This is a genomic window from Maribacter sp. (assembly GCA_020629415.1).
GTDB classification, from domain to species: domain Bacteria; phylum Bacteroidota; class Bacteroidia; order Flavobacteriales; family Flavobacteriaceae; genus Maribacter; species Maribacter huludaoensis.
On sequence record JAHDDL010000025.1, the window covers coordinates 40851 to 61447 of the forward strand.

The window sequence follows — 20597 nt, forward strand, 5'->3', positions numbered from 1 at the left end:
CTATCTCATCACTTTTTTTAATACTCCAAGAACACCTCTAATAAACGTTGCGCTTGTTAATACCTTAATTACGGGGTTTTGTCTCGTGCTAGCTCTACTGGATGTTTTTCTGGCAGCCGGTTTGTTCTTTTCTTTTTCAGCTAATTTTTCTGCCTTCTCAATTTTTTCGTTCAAGATTTCATAGGCACTTTCCCGATCAATTACCTCTCCATATTTTTTCACCAATGAAGAGCTGTCGATAACTTCTGCCAATTCTTTTTTGGTCAAAACATCCATACGGCTCATTGGCGCACGCAGTAATGTTGCAGCTAATGGCGTAGGTCTACCTTTTTCATCCAAAGCAGAAATTAGAGCTTCACCTATACCTAATGAGGTAAGCACTTCTTTAGTATCATAATACTCGGACTCAGGATAGTTTTCTGCAGTCAATTTAATTGCTTTTCTATCTCTGGCGGTAAAAGCTCTTAACGCATGTTGTACTTTTAAACCTAATTGAGACAATACATCGTTTGGTACGTCGGTAGGGTTTTGGGTCACAAAATACAAACCGATTCCTTTAGAACGAATCAGTTTTACAATACTTTCAATTTGATCTAACAACGCTTTTGAAGCTTCTTTGAAAATAAGGTGGGCTTCGTCTATAAATAGAATCAATTCTGGTTTGTCGCTATCTCCTTGTTCAGGGAAGGTATCGTAGATTTCTGCAAGAAGGCTCAGCATAAATGTCGAGAATAACTTAGGTCTGTCCTGAATGTCGGTCAATCGTAAAATATTGATATACCCTTTTCCTTCTTCGTTAATACGGGTAAGGTCGTTTACATCAAAAGATTTTTCACCAAAAAACAATTCAGCTCCCTGCTGTTCTAGTTCAATAATCTTTCTAAGAATTGCGCCGGTTGAACTTGTAGAGATTCTACCATATTCTTTGGTAAAATCTGCTTTACCTGCTCCGGTAGCATATTGTAGTACTTTTTTGAAATCTTTTAAATCTAACAACGGCATTTTCTGGTCATCGCAGTATTTGAATACTACCGATACAATACCTGATTGCGTATCTGAAAGGTCAAGAATACGAGATAACAGTACAGGACCAAATTCAGAGACCGTAGCTCTCAATTTTACGCCATCTTGCTCAGATAATGAAAGAATTTCAACAGGAAAGCTACTTGCCTCAAAAGGGAAACCAATTTTGGCGTGGCGTTCATCAATTTTTGCATGACCGGGACTTGGTTGTGCCAATCCACTTAAATCACCTTTTAAATCCATCAGCATTACAGGAATACCTTTGTCAGATAAATTTTCTGCCAATACCTGCAGCGTTTTTGTTTTACCTGTACCTGTAGCACCTGCAATAAGTCCGTGTCTGTTTAATGTTTTCAACGGAATTTTTACAAAAGCGTCTTTTACAGCTTCGCCATTTAGCATTGCTGCACCCATATTTATATAGTCTCCTTTTGTGGAATATCCTTTTACTATATGGTCAAAAAAATCTTCGGTACCGGCCATGTTATATATTTTCGATAAAAATAGGGGATTTTTAACCAAACCAAAAGACTAGACCAGCCTTAAATATCACTATTTTTTAACATTTGATGTGCGAACTGTACGTGCCTGAGTACAGAATTTACCGATGCCGACTTCTTATAGAATTAATGAACTAAAACGTATCTTTGCCGAATGAAAAATGCGGAGGTACTTGAGAAAGTGAATAAAGGGGTGTATTTACCATTAATGGAAGAGTTCTACACCATACAGGGCGAAGGTTTCCATAAAGGTACCGCAGCCTACTTTATTCGAGTAGGTGGGTGTGATGTTGGTTGCCATTGGTGCGATGTAAAAGAGAGCTGGAATGCAGAGACTCATCCGCCAACGGCTATAGAGCAAATTGTGGATAATGCCGCCAAATATTCAGATACTATTGTTATTACAGGTGGTGAGCCCTTAATGTGGGATATGAGCCCGATTACAAAAGCCTTAAAGGAAAAGGGCTTAAAAACCCATATAGAAACTTCTGGTGCCTATACACTTTCTGGTGATTGGGATTGGATCTGTCTTTCGCCCAAAAAGAATAAATTACCCGAAGGCCGTATCTATGATGAAGCTCATGAGCTCAAAGTAATTGTCTATAACAAGCATGATTTAATTTTTGCAGAAGAACAGGCTGCGAAAACGAATGCCAATTGCATTTTGTATTTACAACCAGAGTGGAGTGTTAGGGACAAGGTGGTGCCACTGATCGTTGACTATGTAATGAACAACCCAAAATGGAAAGTGTCATTACAGACCCATAAGTATTTAAATATTCCTTAAAACAGGATTTATTCGTTAACGGCCTCCATTAGATTGAATGTCCAATATACATTCAGCATCCAAGGCTACTGTGTTCGTGGTCTTTCCGGTATTTTGTTGTAGCAGGTCTAGAACCGAATGTCCAGTTAATCTACAACCAGATTTTACACCGGCTTCATATTGGGAGAGGGAATTTGCTGTTGAAGATTTTCCTGAAGATCTGCCAAATTGCAATTCGGCTCGCATTAAGCAACCGGCTTGGTTGCAATGGTTGTCAGGTACTAATTGCCCATCTTCATTTTCGGATTCAGATTGGTGGTCGTTGACCATTTCAGTTCCTAGGTCTACCAAACCGAATAGATGTCCAAATTCATGGTTCAAGGTCGTGGTCTCTACATCTGCTTCGCTAATTGAAATACTTAGGGCGGCCAAATCCCTGACCGTTACTTCATGAATGATCATTGAAGTATTACGGTAAACAGAACCTAACGTTACCAAACCACCATCAAGGTCATCACCTTCAGCAGGGGAATCTGCAAAGTAAATATAGATAGCCAATGTTCTGCCCGTGTTAAAGGCGGTTCTATTGGAAATTTCTAAATCTGCAATTTCTTGTAAAGTAAGTTCATCTTCTGACGGACTGGATAATTCATTATACACCAGTTCAATATCCTCCTTAAAAGTGTGTTCTTTAAGGTATTCGGTAAAATCTGCCATTGCCTCATCGGTAGGTTTAAAACCGGTAACATAGGCTATTTCAATTAAGAGTTTATCAAAGTTTTCGTTAGAAAGAATATCTTTTGCTGAATCTCCCGTTGCCAATAAATTAGCACTTTTGTCAACTCTAGTTTCTGGACTTTCATCGTCAGATGAATTTTTAGAGCATGATATGGCAAATGCCAAAATACCTAAAAACAAAATTCTTCTTAACTTATACATGCCAATTATTTTCTCTACATAGCATAACGATAAAATAGGTAACCTATTACTTCATATGCGTTAATCTAGCTAAATAGTCGTAATGTTCACCTTCCATTACAAGTTCGCATGTTAAATTATTATAATTTGCCGCTCTTTGCAGGGTATTATAGTCTACGTATAGCCACGGAAACAATTCGCTTTTTTCGTTTTTATATTCCATACTAAAGTTTACCTCGCCGTAATAGTTAACATTATCGGGAATCCAATAGCCGCCATCCTCATCATTTTCAAACATGTAGATAATATCGCTGGAATCGAGAAGAATTTGTCCGTTGTCTTTTAAGAGGGATTTTAATTTTGTAAAAAATTGGTCAAGTCCTGCCAATGTGCCTGCCAAGCCTACGCCGTTCATTAGGATTAAAATAGTATCGAATTTATCACCTTCGTAATTAAGAAGTGCAGTGTGTGCAATATTTTTGAGTCCGCGTATAGCACTAACTTCGGTAGCACCTTTAGATGCATCTAGCCCAATAACGGAAAATCCTTTATTTTGTAAATACAGACTATGGCTACCGGCACCACAACCAACATCAAGTACTTCGCCTTTGCACAATTGTAATGCCTTTTGCTCCAGTTCCGGCATTTCTTCAAATGTCCTGAACATATAGGGCAGTGGCAAAACATCTTCTTCTTGAAGCGATGAATGTGTGGTAATATCTTCGGTGTAGTTTCCGTTTTGATAATCTAAAAGTGCCGTTCCTAAAATGTCCTTGTCCAAAATTCTTGTATTTCTAGTTGTAAAAGTCTCGCTTTTTGGTACTACTTTCCTAGTTTTGAAGAATTAATTTGATACATGGAAGAGGTTTTACGACAATTGCCCAAAAAAGCAAGGGAAAAACATAATGAAAATAAAAAGTTCTTTGCCAAACTAAGAAAGAAACCACCAAAAGATTTGGACTATACCATGCAAGATCTGCATGAGGCGGAATTTGAACGTACCGATTGCCTAACCTGTGCCAATTGCTGTAAAACTACAGGGCCGCTGTTTACCAACGCAGATGTGGAACGAATTTCAAAATCGTTCCGAATGAAACCACAGAAGTTCATTGAAAGCTATTTGCGTATAGATGAGGAGAACGATTATGTGTTACAGCAAGTACCATGTACTTTTTTAGGAGCGGATAATTACTGTTCTATCTATGATGTACGTCCCAAGGCATGTCGAGAATTTCCACATACGGATAGAAAGAAGTTTCAGCAAATTAGTAATCTTACCTTAAAAAATGTGGCTATTTGCCCAGCTGCTTATAATATTGTAGAGGAGATGAAGAAGTTGATGAAGTAAGTAGAATATTGAAAATAAATTAAGATTGCTAGTTGATATAAATAATCCAAGAGTAAAATGTTACCAATGCATGAGACCTTCAAGTACCTGTATTTGTGAACATATTAGTGCCGTAAAAACTAAAACACGTTTCATTATTTTAATGCACCCTAAGGAGTATAAAAAGGAAAGGAACGGTACAGGCTACATGACGAATCTTCAACTGGAAAATTCTGAAATAATAGTGGGCGTAGATTTTAGTGATAATACTCGTGTAAATGAATTATTGGACAGTAATGAAAATTCATTTTTACTTTACCCGGGTAAAAACAGTTTTAACCTATCTCAAAGAAGTAGTGCTGAAATGCATAATTTTATAGGTAAAGGTGCAAATATTTTCATTCTCGATGGTACCTGGCCCTGTGCCAGAAAGATGCTTAAATTGAGTAAGAACTTGCAAAAGTTAAATAGGGTTAGTTTTGATAATAGCATAGCATCAAAATTCATCATCAAACAACAACCAGAAGCACTTTGTCTTAGCACCATAGAATCGGTCTATACCGTTTTAAACTTGTTGAATAAAGGAACGATTGAACAATGTAATACGGCGGACTTCCTAGTCCCGTTTGAAAAAATGATCCAACATCAACTTGATTATATGCTAAACCCAAATAGTAAAAATTATCGCTATGGTGCTAGTTTAGAGATTGCTCCCAAAATCAGGTATAAGACAAATACCGAAAGAAATGTTGTTTTTGAATTAGATTAGCTAATAGTTTTTTATTTACCTCAGATATACTATTCAACCAAAACTTTATTGATGAAACGTACCCTTTATTTTTCTTTATTGATGATTTCCTTATTGGTAACCTATACTTCCGTTGCACAAGAAGATTTTAGAAATACTGAGCTTGTAAATAATGTTTTTAATGCCCTGAAATCTCAGAGTGAAAAAGAATTTTTAAAAATCTTACCTACTAAAAACGAAGTTGAATATCTTATTCCTATAGTTAAAGAAACTCAACCTAATGAAAATGTTCCGTCTGTAGATGCTATAATCTTAAACTTTGAAAATAAAGCTATTGAAAACTTTAGAAAAGTAAGTACAAGAGGTCGTTCTTTCGGGGTGTTGTGGGAAGATATCATTTTAGAAAAAGTAAGTTTTAAGAGTAGTCCTGATAATAATGTGCCTATTGAAAGAGGAAGTATAACCTTAGCGTTTTCAAATAAGGACAAGAACTTTCTGATTGTTTTGAAAAAAGTATATAAAATACAAGATACCTGGAGGGTGATGGATTCAATGAAATTTACTCTTTTGTAATATTTTATGTTTTTTGCGTAATTGACTGATTATTTCTTAAAATCAAATTTTACAATTTAAAATCAACAAAAGTTTATTATATTGGGTGGTTAGTTGCGAATTTATCATAATTCATATTTTTTATTGACGATACAATAATTGTGTGTTAGAAAGTTAATTTGCGGCTCATAACTTAAACGACTCACTCATTTCATGGAACAGATTATAACATATTTTGAATCAATCCCTGCAGCGCACAGATCACTTATTTTGGTTGGTGGAATTACATTTTTTTGGATACTAGAGGGCATAGTACCACTATTTAACGGTAGCTATAACAAATGGAAACACTCGGTTCCTAATTTCTTTTTTACACTAAGTACCATAATTATCAATTTCCCATTAGCATTTTTGTTGCTAAAAACATCAGATTGGGCAGTTGCCAATGAATTCGGTATCATTAATTGGTTACCAGAAATGCCATTATGGGCTTATGTATTTTTAGGTGTTGCCTTGCTTGACCTAATAGGAGCATATTTGGCGCATTTGGTAGAGCACCGTGTAAAACCTTTGTGGATGGTGCATTTGGTTCACCATACGGATCATAATGTTGATACTACCACAGCAAATAGACATCATCCTTTAGAGAGTTTAATTCGTTATATTTTTACTTTGGTGGGTGTATTTGTAGTTGGTGCTCCTGTAGGCATAATTATGTTGTACCAAAGTCTTTCGGTAGTATTATCACAGTTCAATCATGCCAATATTAAATTGCCAAAAAGTGTGGACAAAGCTATTAGTTGGGTGTTGATTTCTCCAGATATGCATAAAGTACATCATCACTACGTGTTACCATATACAGATTCTAATTACGGTAATATCTTTTCTTGGTGGGATCGTTTGTTCGGTACCTACATGCATTTAGATCGAGAGAAAATTATCTACGGCGTAGACACTTTCCCAGATGAGGTGGCCAATGGTCAAATTAGCTCATTGTTGAAATATCCATTTGTGGGGTATAGGAAACCTACTACAGATGGTAGTAACCTAGCGGATGTGGTTAATGAACAGCCTTTAGTAAAGTAGATACTTTGCCCTTATTTTTTTAAACTTTTCAATGTCTTTTTGCCAAGTTGCTTTAATTTCGGCATTAGTGGCACCGGCTTCAATTTGTTTTTGAAGTCTATTATTGCCTGCGTGTTTGGTAAATCCGCTCGTTAAAAAGAATTTACTTTTGTCCAAGGTATTGGTATAGGCGTCAATCATAAAATCCATTGTTACTTCGTTAATTCGTTCGGTTCTCGATAAATCTTTGCCGTAACAAAGTTTCCCCTCTTCCTTTGGGTATTTAGAACCAAAATTTGGTTTGGGAGTATAGGTGAAATCATACACTTTTGAATCTAAAAATGACGCTCCATAACGTTGAAACTGAAACTCCGTTCCACGCCCGGCATTGATATTGGTGCCTTCTAACATTCCTAAACTCGGGTATAGGGTAATTGAAGTATCGTTAGGCAAGTTTGGCGAAGGTCTAATGGGTAAACTGTAGAACATGTCATGCGTCCAGTTTTCTAGAGGAATTACTGTAAGATTTACTTTTTTATTTCCTTCAAGCCACATTTCTTCATTGATCATATTTGCATATTCACCAATGGTCATACCATACACTAAAGGTATTTGGGTCATGCCAAGAAAAGAAGTGTGTTCTGCTTCCATCGTTGGGCCATCTACATAATGTGCGTTCGGGTTTGGTCTATCCAATACCAAAACGGGAATACCTTTTTCTGCACAAGCCTCCATCACTAATTGCATGGTAGAAATATAAGTGTAAAAACGAACGCCCACATCTTGTATATCGAACAGTACTAAGTCTAATCCCTCTAATTGATCCTGGTTTGGTTTTCTATTTTTTCCATGTAAGGATATCAATTCTAGCCCTGTCTTGATGTCTTTACTATTGTTCACGTGTTCACCGGCATCAAAATTCCCCCTAAATCCGTGTTCTGGGGCAAAAACATGTTTAATGTCCACACCTAAAGATAGTAGGCTATCAACCAAATGGGTATGACCTTCAGATTTAAAAATGACACTGGTCTGGTTGGCGACAACAGCTATTTTTTTCCCTTTTAAAATTGGTAGATAGGCTTCCGTACGGTTAGCGGCTACAACTATTTCTTTTTTCTCTTGTACTATTTGTGGCTCGGTTTGGCTTTGCGTGCCTTCGGCTACATTTTCGGAATCGTTTCCGCAAGTAGCCAATACCAAAAACCATAATAAAACTGTACTTTTGAAATTGGATAAAAATAACATCATTTGAATCTAGAATATTTTATCGCCAAACGGCTTATAAAGGGTAAGGAGCATAAAATTAGTATATCCGCACCAATAATAAAAATAGCTATTGCCGCAATTGCTATTGGGGTGGTTATGATGTTGATCGCTATTGCTACGGGGTTGGGTTTAAAAGAAAAAATCCGTGAAAAAGTGACCGCTTTTAACGGTCACGTACAAATCTATAATTACGATAATAATAATTCTGAAGTATCTGTGGTACCTGTGAGTACGGAACAAGAGTTCTATCCGGATTTTAAAATGGTAGATGGGGTGCAACATATTCAGGCGGTGGCCACCAAGGCGGGTATTATAAGAACGGAAGATACTTTTGAAGGTATTATTGCCAAAGGTGTTGGCAAGGATTATAATTGGAAACCGTTTGAAGAGTTTCTTATTGACGGGGTGTTGCCAGATTATTCCGGGGAGTTAAATTCAGATGTGTTGATTTCCAGGATAATGGCAAACCGACTCAATTTTAAAGTGGGCGACTCGTTTTTCACCTTTTTTTTACGGGATGATGCAGCGGATAAAATACCCAATCAACGGAAGTTCACCATTACCGGTATTTTTGATAGTGGATTTGAAGAGATTGACGGACTCTATATTTTCACCGACATAAGGCATATTCAACGCATGAATAAGTGGGAAAATACCGAAGTTGGTAATTTTGAGATATTCTTGAACAGTTTTGATGATATTGATCAAAAAGCAAATGAGATTTACGGAGAAACGGTTGCTAGTTTAGATACCAAGACCATAAAAGATAAGTACTATAAAATTTTTGAATGGATCGGACTTTTTGATTTTAATATTGCCCTGATCATAGGCATTATGATCATAGTTGGCGGTATTAATATGATTACTGCATTGTTGGTACTTATTTTAGAACGAACGCCCATGATCGGTATATTAAAGGCATTGGGTACCACAAATTGGAGTATTAGAAAGGTTTTTTTATATAATGCAGCTTATTTGATTGCGGTAGGTTTGTTTTGGGGCAACCTTATAGGCTTGGGTATTATCTTTATTCAGGATCAGTTTAGGGTATTTAAATTTCCAAATCCAAAGGAGTATTATATTGAGTACATACCCGTAAGTATAGATCTGTGGACTATTCTTTTCTTAAATGCGGGGGTATTGTTGTTATGTTTATTGATGTTACTGATTCCATCATATATAATAACCAGAATTACACCGGTAAAGGCTATCCGATTTGAGTAGTAGAAGTTTGAATTATAGATGTTCTACAAAGTTCATTCGTTTTCCTAGAACTCTTACCACATAGATTTCGTTCTTGTTTTCAAATTGGTAAAATATAACATGAGCTTTGAAATTATAGAACTTTAATCCATTTGCAATTGGTGATGCATTTTTGGCTAAGCTAGGTCTGTCAGATAATTCCAATAGAAAATTTTCTAACTCCTGTAGGTAACTTGTTGCTGGTGATTGTCCAAAAAAATTAATACCATATTTATAAATAGCAATTAAATCTTGTTGTGCTTTGGTAGATAAATTATAATTTGCCATTATCTACTTGCTCAATAATATCAGTGATTTTTAGTGAGCTTCTTCCGCTCTGTAAACCTTCATCAATGGCATTTTTTAATTCTGCCAATTTCATATTTTCTTGTTGGTCTTTTCTAACCAAATCACGTATATATTCACTGTCATTAGTGTAATCGCCACTCTCTACTTTTAACTTTATCCAATTATCTTGCTGATCAGTAAAGGTTATAGATTTTCGTATTGTTGCCATAAAAAAGAGATTATGGTGCAATATAGTAATTATTTGCACCACATTATACATTGGTCTAAACTTAACATAGTTAGTGGTTTATTCTAGCATTAACTTGAGCGTTTTTGGTAAATTTGATGTAAAACAGACCACATGCATCAAAAGTTACTTTTTACACTATTTACATTGTTGTTAGTGACCACTAGCAATGCGCAAAAGCTTTCTAAGAACGAAAAGAAGGTTTTAAAATCCATCGAAAAAAATAATGATGAGGCAATTTCATTCTTGGAGAAAGTCGTCAATATCAATAGCGGAACTTTAAACCTTAAAGGGGTAGAAATGGTAGGAAAAGAATTTGCTACTGCTTTTACTGAAATTGGTTTTGAAAGTACGTGGATTCCCATGCCCGAAGAAATGAATAGAGCGGGACACTTATTTGCGGAGATCAAAGGGACCAAAGGAAAGAAATTATTATTAATAGGTCATTTAGATACGGTTTTTGAAGAAGATAGTCCGTTTCAAACATTTAAAATGGTGAACGATTCTATTGCCCATGCGCCAGGAGGTAATGATATGAAAGGTGGCAATGTCATTGTGCTCTATGCATTAAAAGCATTAAGGGAAAACGGATTGCTAGATGATGCTCAGATTATAGTCGCTTTTACCGGAGATGAAGAAAGTACTGGTAGTCCATTGGAAAAAAGTAGGCACGATTTAATTGAAGCAGCAAAAAGAAGTGATATTGGTCTGGGTTTTGAAACTTCTACAGGGTTCAATTATGCTACCGTTGCCCGTAGAGGATCATCTGGCTGGAAAGTTGAAGTGGAAGGTAAAAGAGCGCATTCATCGGGTATTTTTAGTGAAGACACGGGTGCAGGTGCCATTTTTGAAATGTCAAGAATATTGAACGGTTTTTATACCGATGTTAAGGGTGAAGATTTATTGACCTTTAACCCTGGAACTTTAGTGGGAGGAACGTTTGTTGAATTTGATGAAATGACCAGTAAGGGTAGGGTGTTCGGTAAGACCAATGTAGTAGCGCAAAAAGCAGAGGTGCGTGGCGGATTGCGTTTTATATCCGAAGAACAAAAGGAACGTGCCCGTGACAATATGAGAACGGTTGTTGCTAACAATTTACCACATACATCTGCAAAGGTGACTTTCAAAGATAGTTATCCGGCAATGCAACCTACAGAAGGAAATAAAGCTTTGTTAGCAAAGCTAAATCAAGTAAGCCTTGATTTGAAACAAGGTGAGGTAATTGCATATGATCCCGGTAAAAGAGGAGCGGCAGATACTTCTTTTGTAGCGGAATATGTAGATTGTTTGGACGGATTGGGTACTATGGGAAATGCTGCCCATACTCCTGAGGAAACCGTGAACTTGAATACGATAGAAGCATTAACAAAAAGAACGGCATTATTAATTTATAGATTGATAAATGAGTAATATAACAACAATAAAAGTAGGAGACCATCAGGTTAAAATTGAAGCTGGAGAATTGGTAGGCTACCAAGTTTCTGGTCATGAGTTTATGCATCAAAAAGGGAACCCCGGTTGGCGAAGTGTAGATACTGAAATGTTTCCGTTGATCGGTCCTACCAATGAAGCGGACTTTAAGGTAAATACTCCAAAAGGATTTGCTACCCAAGATCAACATGGACTATTGCGTGAAATGGAATATGTACTTACGGATAGTACCGATAGTAAAGCCGTATTTTCTAAAAAATATAGCGCGAATACGGAAATTTTAAACTCTAAATATCCAGCAAAATCAACTGCCGAAAAATTGAGTTGGCCTTATGATTTTGAGTTCATAAAAACACTTGAATTGGTGAACAATACTTTAGAAGTTACGTTTTCTATTTCAGGAGAAGAAGGTATGCCTTTTATGTTGGGTTATCATCCGGCATTTATGCTACATTCAGAAAATGCCGTAATCTCAACGGGCAATCAAGACATTACTATTCCAGAAGTAATGGCGGTGGGTAGTAGGGCACTACAAGTGCCTAAAACGGATACCATTATCTTAAAAGATGAGAAATCCATTCAAATAACATCTGAAGGGTTTAGCCATTTTATGCTTTGGACAGAGGTGCCAAATATGGTTTGTATAGAGCCGATTACCTTTTATCCATATGCTGTGGCACAACAGAATTTAGCGGAAGGATTTATGGTGCTAAAAGATGAGCCTGCCATTTTTAAGGTAAGTTTAAAACCATTGTAGTCAAAAACTACCGTTAAGTACAGATGTATGTGTTATGATGTAAAAACCAGTTTGGAAGCGCAGCTAAAAAGAGCGAAACGTAATCAAGATTTAAAGGCAATTGAAGAAATTGTTGAAAAATTAGGGCCGTTGACCGATCTACCGCTTCATCATGCATCGGGGTTTTCACATCCAGACGTGTTGATCTACACTAATCAGGATCGTTTTTATCCCATAGTAGCTACTTGGGGGTTAATTCCGCATTGGGTAAATAATGTAGATCAACAAAAGAAAATTTGGAACAGTACATTAAATGCTCGGGTAGAAACCATTTTTGAAAAACCCGCCTTTAGGGATGCAGCCAATGAGAAACGTTGTATACTTTATGTGGACGGATTTTATGAGCATCATCATTTTAAAAATAACACCTATCCATTTTTCATCCACCGAAAAAGTAATGAACCATTAGCTTTGGCTGCATTATGGTCTAAATGGATACACCCTGAACATGGTGGTACTATCCATTCTTTTTCAATTGTAACCACTGTTGGTAATGGCATGATGGCTAAAATTCATAATAACCCAAAATTAAAAGAACCCCGCATGCCATTAATACTATCCGATGATATGGAAGAGCAATGGCTTTCCTCACATTCGGATTTTGAAAAGGAGTTAAAAGAACTATTGAACAGAAATGACAAGGTGGAATTAGAGGCACATACCGTGGGCAAGCTTCGAGGTAAAAATTATGCAGGCAATATTGCTTCAATTACCGATGAGGTAAAATACATGGAACTTGAAACTAATGAGTTGGACTTTTAGAAAATGGCATACAGTGAATATTTGGCAGATAGGGTAAGACCAAGATTAAAGGGAAAAGGGTTTGTAGAGGAGAAGAAAATGATGGGCGTGCTCGTTTTTATGGTCAATGGGAAAATGTGCATTGGTATTATGTTCGATAAAAAAACCGAAGAAGACAAGTTAATGGTAAGAGTAGGGAAACTCAATTATGAAGAATTGCTAAATAAACCGGGTAGTAGCCCAATGGATTTTACGGGTAAGCCTTCACGTGGTTTTTTGTTTGTTGGTCCTGATGGGTTCGATAATGAAAATGACCTGGATTTTTGGGTGACGAAAGCTTTGGAGTTTAATATACTTTTAAATACATGATCTTGGCTGTCAAATAGGCTTTCATGCCCTATGAAATGATTAAATTTACGGCGTGAAAAACATTTTTCCTTTTCTGGATTGGATTTCATCCTATAAAAAAACCGACTTTGTAAAAGATTTGTTGGCGGGTATTACCGTAGGTATTGTATTGGTGCCACAAGGTATGGCATATGCAATGATAGCAGGTTTGCCACCCGTACATGGTCTTTATGCCTCTTTATTTCCTGTCCTTGTTTATGCACTTTTAGGCACCTCAAGAAAAATAGCGGTTGGTCCTGTGGCTATGGATTCGCTTTTGGTGGCTGTAGGTTTGGGTACCTTGGCTATAACCGGGGTAGAAAACTATATAAAAATGGTGGTGGTACTTGCCTTAATGGTAGGTGTTATTCAGTTTTTATTGGGGGTTTTGCGAATGGGCTTCTTGGTCAATTTTCTTTCAAAACCGGTAATTAGTGGTTTTACATCTGCCGCGGCTATTATAATTGTTTTTAGCCAAATGAAACATTTGTTGGGTATTTCCGTAGTAGGAAGTAACAGAATCTACAAGACCGTAATCAATATTTTTTATAAGCTAGGAGAAATAAATTATGTGGATTTCTCAATCGGTCTTGTTGGTATAGCTTTGTTGCTAGGGTTTAAAAAGTGGGCAAAGAACATTCCCGGTATATTAATTATCGTAGTGTTGGGGATTGTGGCGGTTTACTTTTTTCAGCTAGAAACTTACGGAGTTAAATTGGTAGGAAACGTACCTAGTGGATTGCCATCTTTTATAATGCCTACATTGAATATTGAAGATGTAAAGCAACTTGCGCCAATTGCTATAGCATTGGCATTGGTGGGCTATTTAGAAGCTATTTCTATAGGTAAGGCCATTGAAGATAAAACAGGGGAAGATACCATAAGGGCAAATCAAGAATTAATAGCCTTAGGATCATCAAATATTGTGGGTTCTTTTTTTCAAGGGTATCCAGTGACAGCAAGTTTTTCTAGATCGGCAATTAGTTTTGATGCTGGTACTAAAACCAATTTAAGTGCTGTCTTCAGTGTTATTTTGGTGGTGTTGACCTTACTTTTTTTAACACCGTTGTTTAAGTTTTTACCCAATGCTATTCTGGCTAGTATCATTATGGTATCCGTAGTAAAACTTATAGATATTAAGTACTTTAAATATTTATGGTCAAACAGAAAAGATGAATTTTTTGTGATGCTGGTGACTTTTTTGATCACTTTGTTCATCGGTATCACACAAGGTATTTTAATAGGTGTTCTATGCTCTTTATTGCTAATGGTCTATAGGACTTCTAAACCCCATTTTGTAGAGATTGGTAATATTGGCAATTCCGACTATTATAAAAATGTAATTCGTTTTGCAGATGAGGTGGTGGTGCGTAACGATCTTTTGATTGTTAGGTTCGATTCTCAGTTGTATTTTGGTAATTCAGCTTATTTTAAAAAACAATTGCTTAAGCATATAAAGGCAAAAGGTCCGGCACTTAAAGGAATTATTTTGAATGCAGAATCCATAAATTACATTGATGCCACCGCTGCGGATATGTTGACTAAATTAATACACGATATTAGAGAACGTGAACTGCAATTTTACATTGCAGGCGCCATTGGACCAACAAGGGATATTATTTTTAGTACAGGTATTATCAAGGAATTACAGCGAGAATTTTTGTTCGTAAAAACAAAAGAAGCTGTCGATTTCTTTGATGACCCCAATGAGATTTCCTTATTGGCCGCGAAAGTAGCCTATGAAAATAGTAGAATGGCCAAGCCCAAAAGGAATATAAATTAAAAAAATCTTGTACCTTAAAGGTGTAGCGATTGTTATAATATAAAGTAGTTTAGTATGAATATAGAACAGATATATACAGGTTGTTTGGCTCAAGGAGCATATTATATTGAGAGTGATGGGGAAGTTGCCATTATTGATCCGTTACGTGAGGTAACGCCTTATATTCAAAGGGCTGAAAATGACAATGCCAAAATCAAGTACATATTTGAAACCCATTTTCATGCAGATTTTGTCAGCGGGCACGTAACGCTTTCAAAAGAAACAGGAGCTCCTATTATTTACGGTCCCACCGCTAACCCTACTTTTGACGCTATCATTGCCGAAGACGGTCAAGAATTTAAGTTGGGCAAACTCACTTTTAAAGTGCTTCATACACCGGGGCATACTATGGAAAGTACTACTTATTTGTTGCGTGATGAAAATGGTAAAGATCATGCAATTTTCTCTGGTGACACCTTGTTCTTAGGTGATGTGGGTAGACCTGATCTAGCACAGAAATCTGCTGATATGACCCAAGAGCAATTGGCAGGTACGTTGTTTGATAGTTTGCGTACTAAAATAATGCCTTTGGCTGATGATGTTACCGTATATCCTGCACATGGTGCCGGCTCTGCATGTGGTAAGAACATGATGAAAGAAACGGTGGACACCTTGGGTAATCAGAAAAAAATGAATTACGCTCTTAGAGCGGATATGACCAAGGTAGAATTCATTAAAGAAGTAACCGATGGTCTATTGCCTCCACCTAAATATTTTCCTTTAAACGTAAAAATGAATAAGGAGGGGTATGAAGATATAGACGATGTGCTTAATCGTGGTAATGTTGAATTAGCGCCGGATGCATTTGAAAAAGCAGCTAATGATACCGAGGCCTTGGTGTTAGATGTTAGACACCAAGATGAATTTGTAAAAGGTCATATACCAAGGTCTATATTTATAGGATTGAACGGTGATTTTGCTCCTTGGGTGGGCGATTTAATTGCCGATACCAAACAGCCTTTACTATTGGTGATTCCTGAAGGTAAAGAAGAAGAGGCTATTACTAGATTGTCCCGAGTAGGATTTGATGCTGCCATCGGATATTTAAAAGGCGGAATAGAAGCTTGGAAAGCGGCAGGGAAGGAAGTGGATCAAATAACTTCTATTACGGCACCTGAAGCCAAAGCTTTAATAGATAAAGGTAATGCCGTTTTTGATGTGCGTAAAGATGGTGAGTATTTAAGCGAGCATTTGGTAGGTGCCGTACATACTCCGTTAAGTGAACTGAATAAGCATTTATCCAAATTTCCTGAAAAAGGAGAATTTTTGGTGCATTGTGCAGGTGGTTACCGTTCTGTTATAGCATCTTCTATTTTAAAAAGTCGTGGTATTCATAATCTGATCGATGTTAAAGGAGGTTATGGAGCACTTAAAAATGAAGATTTAGAGAAGACAGATTACGTTTGTCCAACAACACTATAATCGCTTAGGTTATAATGCAAATACAGCTGTAGGATTTTTTCTTAGATAGCTTTCAACAATACGCTGGTTTTCCAGCGTATTTTTTTGTGGTGTAATGAACATCTCTAAGTCTGCCATATCTTCAATGGCTACTTCGGCAGGAGCAAATCCGTAACCGGCATAATTGTTCTCTCTAATAACCACAAATCCGTTTTCATCTAAAGTTCTGCCATTGGTTTTTATAACCATAGTAGTTGCAACGTCTTTTATACTTTGTAAAGCTTCTTGAACCCGTTGGTTGTATGCTGCTACCATTTCTAGGTCAGAACATATACCAAGGCATTGTTTTATTTTGTAGTGAGAACATACGTCCACATTTTCTTGAAGATGGCAATACTTAGGGCAAAGCTCAAAAGTGCTGCACAGGGTTTCTAAGTATTGTCTGGCTTCGGTAGGGCTATAGCAAATAGCTATAGGATTTGGTGTCATCTTAATCTTGTTGAATGCAAGATGTATAATACCGTTTCGGTCTTCGTAAGTGAAGATGCCATATTGTTGAATAAATCTTTTTTGTGCACTATTGTATTTAGGGTAGTGATGTTTAATTTCAGCTGATTCTTTCAATAAAGCAATAAGTTCATTACCAGTTTCTTCAAAATCTAGAGATGCCGTTTCGGCACAAAGAGTGATTTCTTTGGTTTTTTTGTCGTAAAAGTGTCCAAGAACTCGTTTCTTAATATTCTTGGCTTTTCCCACGTAGATAATTTTTCCTTTCTGATCTTTAAAATAATAGACCCCAGCGGTGGTCGGTAGTTTTAGATATTCTTCTTTTGGTAATCCCGGAGGTAAAGTAGCTTCTTGTGATTTTGAATTTAAGAATTGCTTAAAAACAGTTTCTGCATTTTCAGCCCTTAATAATTTATGAAATAAAAGTACGGTTGCATGAGCATCACCTCTTGCGCGGTGCCGATCCGTCAAGGGTATACCTAATGCAGCGGTCAATTTCCCAAGGCTATAGGAGTTATAGCCCGGTAATAATTTTCTTGATAAACGAACCGTACATAATTTCTTTCTAGAGAAATCATGACCTAATAATTTAAACTCGTTTTTGATGACATTGTAATCAAAATTAACACTGTGCGCTACAAATATGGTGTCTTTGGTAATGTCAATAATCTGTGGAATAATATCCTCTAACAGCGGAGCATTCCGTACCATGTCATTATCAATGCCTGTAAGACCGGTGATAAAAGCAGGTATTTCACATTCCGGATTCACTAAAGATGTAAACTCATCTATAACTTCATGACCGTCATATTTGAATACGGAAATTTCTGTAATGCGATTACCCTTTATACCGTTTCCGGTAGTTTCTATGTCAATTATCGTGTACAAAAAGAGAAGAATGTATTTAGTACTGCAAAGTTAGTAGAAAATGCAATAATAAAATGGTATTCTTCTTAGGTTTAGAATTGAAACAGCGTACAATGTTATACAGACATTGCGTGCTAATAAATTTAATTAGTGGAAATGAGAGTTATTACTATTTTACTTCTTGAGTAAAAGAATTACTTGTTGTAGATGGATTTTGAAAAACGCTATAATACAATAGCGTTTAGCGATTTATAGAAACCGGCAAATATAATTTATTAAAAAAATATAAAAGTTTTATTTCTTGTCAGAAAAACTTAGCTCATTACTTACGGTAACACTGTGATTAGGATTTTCAGTATTATTGCTTGTAATTATTTTTTCTGCATTATCTCTTACTACGTACTCTGAAACAAGATCATAGTCTTTCCCACAAGAGGATAAACTTAAAAGAAATACAATGGCTGCTACAGGGACGAAAAAGGCTTTGGTAGGGTAAAATTTCATGTAGTTGGTGATAAAAATTATCTCGCTATTTTATTAACGCGTTTCGAAAATATTTAAACTTTATTCATTAACGACGAAAAGTTCATTTTATTCGATGAAATGCATGTAAATGTTATTAACACCCTATGTTAATAACAAATTTACGTCTATTTATTAATGAATTTGCTTATATATTATGGTGGATTTGGTGTTATTTATTATAAAAATAAAAAACCAACCCCTTCATTTTCGTTGCTTTTCTAGTTCCCCCGATTTCGATAGGCAATTTCCATGAAGGGCTTGGTCTAAAATATATTCAAGGTTTTAGTAAAGTCTAATTCCTTCCGATTTCTATATTTATAATGTAGTTTAATGATTGTTAAAAGCTCAGTTTCTGTTAATTCGTAGCTATTCTTTAACGATTTTATTTTTCGTTTTCCTATTCTGGCCAATATTTGAAGTTCTTCTTTTTGTCTTTGCATTTCACTTAGGTTAAATCCGTCCTCTTGTGGGGAGAACGGATTTTTACAACTAACAACCACGCTCTTTTAAATCTGATTGATTACTAGGTAAAACTATTGGAAGTTGGGTATCTGAACAATACCCAGTTACGGGTATTTTTTTCATTTTAAAAGTTTTTAATATTAAGAATTAAACTAAACAAGATGTACAAAATGATTAACGAAATATGAACTACCGTAGCGGTGTTGTGGTTTTGAGTTTATTTAAAGAGGTTGGTTGTTCATTTATTTCCATTGTAGGTTGCACCAATGTAAAACGAATTTAAAGTTTACTTGATGTTTAGTTAAACTTGATCCTAATAAATGAATGCATCTTTGCAGCGAGTTTAGAATAAGTTTGAGTTAGTTGAAAAACCGATGCATCCTCATAGTGTATCGGTTTTTTTTTGTTGAAAAAAGTTAAAGTAAAGATTTGCCAGTAAAGGGCTATAAGGTTACTTTTATTTCTTTGATTTTAAAAACCTGAACTCTTAACAAGTTCTGAAAAATAAGTACAATTTTTTCTTGATTTTTTTCAGGAATACGCCCTCCTATAATCCAGTTTTTCTTTACGAATTTGGTGCTTTCCAAATTAAATTCCGACTTTAATAATTGTAAAGCTTCTTCGCGGGTTTCGTCGTTCATTTTACTGAACATTTGTCTAATATTTTCGGTCATTGGTGGTTTGGTAGATTTCAAAAATAAATAAAAATGTGGATCAACCACCTTTTTTCTCAAAATAGATATGAGTGGGTTAATAACATCGATATTCACATTTGTTTACAATCAATAAAAAGTGACAAGCTCCGGTATAATTATTTCTTATACAAATATTATATATAGACGTTAAGAACATCATTTGTTCAAATAGTGATATTCGCTAAATATTTGTATTAGGTCTTAAATTGTTTTTAGTTTTTTAAAAATTATATAGTTTTTAATGATAAAATATGCCCTTTAGATAAAAAAGGTTTTGTATTAATTAATTATCTTAAACAGATTAGCTTTTTTTATTAAAATTTTGTAAGTTTTATCTTGTTAAAAATTTATGGTTAAAGAATTGGAAAGTTTCCCTAAAAATAATTGCTATGAAAGTAGATACTGTTTGTATTATTGACGATGACCCAATATGTGTATATGGCACCAAAATTCTTTTAAATCACAATAATTTTGTGAGCGCAAATATTATGGTATTTGAAGATGGTTGTGAGGCATTGACCAATTTAACATCCTATTTAAAAAATGGCCAACCATTGCCAGATATTATTTTGTTGGATTTAAATATGCCTGTTATGAACGGATGGGAGTTTTTAGATAAGTTTCAAGAATTGACATTTAAAAAAAAGCCAAAGGTATTTATCGTTAGTTCTCATTTTGATCAAGCAGAAATTGATAAAGGAAAAAGTTATGAATTAGTTCGTGACTTTATATCCAAGCCATTAATTGCTAAAAACCTAACCGATATTATTGCTATGAGTAAGGTTAAGGTCTAATTTATACATCAAACACAAATAAGGTATATATAGTATTATTTAGAGGTTACTTGCAATACAAAAAGGTTGTCTTGTCCTATATTGATATTTACCGTTCCGTAAATTCATTTGACACTCCTAAAACAGCAAATAATATATTAAAAACAAAATAGCCCGATCAAGTAAACTTGTCGGACTAATTATGTGCTAAAGCGCAAACCTTTTGCGCTTAATTGTGGAGCCGGAGG

Annotated in this window: 22 protein-coding genes; 13 read left to right on the top strand and 9 right to left on the bottom strand. The window is 35.7% G+C overall.

The genetic code is table 11. The features are described from left to right. The gene (locus QZ657_RS11390) at positions 1-1506 is read right to left on the bottom strand and encodes a helicase HerA-like domain-containing protein (RefSeq protein ID WP_291966981.1); all 1506 of its coding nucleotides are present in this window, start codon (positions 1504-1506) and stop codon (positions 1-3) included. 171 nt (positions 1507-1677) lie between these two features. Between QZ657_RS11390 and QZ657_RS11395 the strand changes: the two genes are divergently transcribed. Beyond that, on the top strand, positions 1678-2310 hold the full coding sequence (locus tag QZ657_RS11395; protein WP_291963520.1) for a 7-carboxy-7-deazaguanine synthase QueE: 633 nt from the start codon (positions 1678-1680) through the stop codon (positions 2308-2310). A gap of 15 nt (positions 2311-2325) precedes the next feature. Here the strand turns inward: QZ657_RS11395 and QZ657_RS11400 are convergent, their stop codons facing one another. Beyond that, on the bottom strand, positions 2326-3228 hold the full coding sequence (locus QZ657_RS11400) for a hypothetical protein (RefSeq protein WP_291963521.1): 903 nt from the start codon (positions 3226-3228) through the stop codon (positions 2326-2328). 46 nt (positions 3229-3274) lie between these two features. After that, entirely contained in the window at positions 3275-3988 is a 714-nt protein-coding gene (locus tag QZ657_RS11405; protein ID WP_291966983.1) for a class I SAM-dependent methyltransferase, read from the bottom strand. A gap of 75 nt (positions 3989-4063) precedes the next feature. On the opposite strand from QZ657_RS11405, the gene QZ657_RS11410 reads away from it, so the two are divergent. The 4 genes from QZ657_RS11410 (at position 4064) to QZ657_RS11425 (ending at position 6920) form a co-directional block, all read left to right on the top strand. Then, positions 4064-4555 (top strand): YkgJ family cysteine cluster protein, encoded by a 492-nt coding sequence (locus tag QZ657_RS11410; protein WP_291966985.1) that lies wholly within the window; start codon positions 4064-4066, stop codon positions 4553-4555. Positions 4556-4580: 25 nt separating this feature from the next. After that, the gene (locus QZ657_RS11415) at positions 4581-5303 is read left to right on the top strand and encodes a tRNA-uridine aminocarboxypropyltransferase (RefSeq protein WP_291966987.1); all 723 of its coding nucleotides are present in this window, start codon (positions 4581-4583) and stop codon (positions 5301-5303) included. A gap of 51 nt (positions 5304-5354) precedes the next feature. Further along, a complete protein-coding gene (locus tag QZ657_RS11420; RefSeq protein ID WP_291962781.1) occupies positions 5355-5855 on the top strand; it encodes a hypothetical protein in 501 nt (166 codons plus the stop codon). Positions 5856-6047: 192 nt separating this feature from the next. After that, positions 6048-6920 carry a sterol desaturase family protein gene (locus QZ657_RS11425; RefSeq protein ID WP_291966989.1) on the top strand — a complete coding sequence of 291 codons (873 nt, stop codon included), beginning with the start codon at positions 6048-6050 and terminating at the stop codon, positions 6918-6920. Here the strand turns inward: QZ657_RS11425 and QZ657_RS11430 are convergent. Further along, positions 6909-8144 carry a DUF1343 domain-containing protein gene (locus QZ657_RS11430; RefSeq protein WP_291967009.1) on the bottom strand — a complete coding sequence of 412 codons (1236 nt, stop codon included), beginning with the start codon at positions 8142-8144 and terminating at the stop codon, positions 6909-6911. The two genes, QZ657_RS11425 and QZ657_RS11430, sit on opposite strands and share 12 nt — an antisense overlap. A gap of 3 nt (positions 8145-8147) precedes the next feature. On the opposite strand from QZ657_RS11430, the gene QZ657_RS11435 reads away from it, so the two are divergent. Then, positions 8148-9389, top strand: coding sequence for an ABC transporter permease (locus QZ657_RS11435; protein WP_291966992.1), 1242 nt, complete (start codon positions 8148-8150; stop codon positions 9387-9389). A 12-nt stretch (positions 9390-9401) separates the two neighbouring features. On the opposite strand, the gene QZ657_RS11440 is transcribed toward QZ657_RS11435, so the two are convergent. Both QZ657_RS11440 and QZ657_RS11445 read right to left on the bottom strand, forming a co-directional pair. Beyond that, complete coding sequence (locus QZ657_RS11440) at positions 9402-9695, bottom strand: type II toxin-antitoxin system RelE/ParE family toxin (RefSeq protein ID WP_291962786.1); 294 nt, start codon at positions 9693-9695, stop codon at positions 9402-9404. Next, the gene (locus tag QZ657_RS11445) at positions 9682-9924 is read right to left on the bottom strand and encodes a type II toxin-antitoxin system ParD family antitoxin (protein WP_071341398.1); all 243 of its coding nucleotides are present in this window, start codon (positions 9922-9924) and stop codon (positions 9682-9684) included. Before QZ657_RS11445 ends, QZ657_RS11440 begins: the two co-directional genes overlap by 14 nt. A 132-nt stretch (positions 9925-10056) precedes the next feature. Between QZ657_RS11445 and QZ657_RS11450 the strand changes: the two genes are divergently transcribed. Genes QZ657_RS11450 through QZ657_RS11475 form a run of 6 tightly spaced genes read left to right on the top strand, consistent with a single transcriptional unit; the run spans position 10057 to position 16541 of the window. Then, positions 10057-11352: a M20/M25/M40 family metallo-hydrolase gene (locus QZ657_RS11450; RefSeq protein WP_291966994.1), complete on the top strand. Its 1296-nt coding sequence runs from the start codon at positions 10057-10059 to the stop codon at positions 11350-11352. Further along, positions 11345-12130 (top strand): aldose 1-epimerase, encoded by a 786-nt coding sequence (locus QZ657_RS11455; protein WP_291966996.1) that lies wholly within the window; start codon positions 11345-11347, stop codon positions 12128-12130. The genes QZ657_RS11450 and QZ657_RS11455 overlap by 8 nt, the downstream gene beginning before the upstream one ends. A gap of 27 nt (positions 12131-12157) precedes the next feature. Beyond that, a complete protein-coding gene (locus QZ657_RS11460; RefSeq protein WP_291966998.1) occupies positions 12158-12931 on the top strand; it encodes an SOS response-associated peptidase in 774 nt (257 codons plus the stop codon). Positions 12932-12934: 3 nt separating this feature from the next. Beyond that, a complete protein-coding gene (locus tag QZ657_RS11465; RefSeq protein WP_291966999.1) occupies positions 12935-13279 on the top strand; it encodes a TfoX/Sxy family protein in 345 nt (114 codons plus the stop codon). Between the two features lie 52 nt (positions 13280-13331). Next, positions 13332-15080 carry a SulP family inorganic anion transporter gene (locus tag QZ657_RS11470; protein ID WP_291967000.1) on the top strand — a complete coding sequence of 583 codons (1749 nt, stop codon included), beginning with the start codon at positions 13332-13334 and terminating at the stop codon, positions 15078-15080. 54 nt (positions 15081-15134) lie between these two features. Continuing rightward, positions 15135-16541, top strand: a complete 1407-nt coding sequence (locus QZ657_RS11475; protein WP_291967001.1) for an MBL fold metallo-hydrolase — start codon at positions 15135-15137, stop codon at positions 16539-16541. Between the two features lie 9 nt (positions 16542-16550). Here the strand turns inward: QZ657_RS11475 and QZ657_RS11480 are convergent, their stop codons facing one another. The 3 genes from QZ657_RS11480 to QZ657_RS11490 all read right to left on the bottom strand — a co-directional run bounded on the left by QZ657_RS11480 (position 16551) and on the right by QZ657_RS11490 (position 19555). Next, a complete protein-coding gene (locus QZ657_RS11480) occupies positions 16551-17915 on the bottom strand; it encodes an exonuclease domain-containing protein (RefSeq protein WP_291967003.1) in 1365 nt (454 codons plus the stop codon). A gap of 273 nt (positions 17916-18188) precedes the next feature. Next, positions 18189-18398 carry a hypothetical protein gene (locus QZ657_RS11485; protein ID WP_291962802.1) on the bottom strand — a complete coding sequence of 70 codons (210 nt, stop codon included), beginning with the start codon at positions 18396-18398 and terminating at the stop codon, positions 18189-18191. Between the two features lie 926 nt (positions 18399-19324). Next, on the bottom strand, positions 19325-19555 hold the full coding sequence (locus QZ657_RS11490; RefSeq protein ID WP_291967005.1) for a hypothetical protein: 231 nt from the start codon (positions 19553-19555) through the stop codon (positions 19325-19327). A 410-nt stretch (positions 19556-19965) separates the two neighbouring features. Here QZ657_RS11490 and QZ657_RS11495 point away from each other — a divergent pair, with 410 nt between their 5' ends. Further along, on the top strand, positions 19966-20370 hold the full coding sequence (locus QZ657_RS11495) for a two-component system response regulator (RefSeq protein ID WP_291967007.1): 405 nt from the start codon (positions 19966-19968) through the stop codon (positions 20368-20370). Positions 20371-20597: the final 227 nt, after the last annotated feature.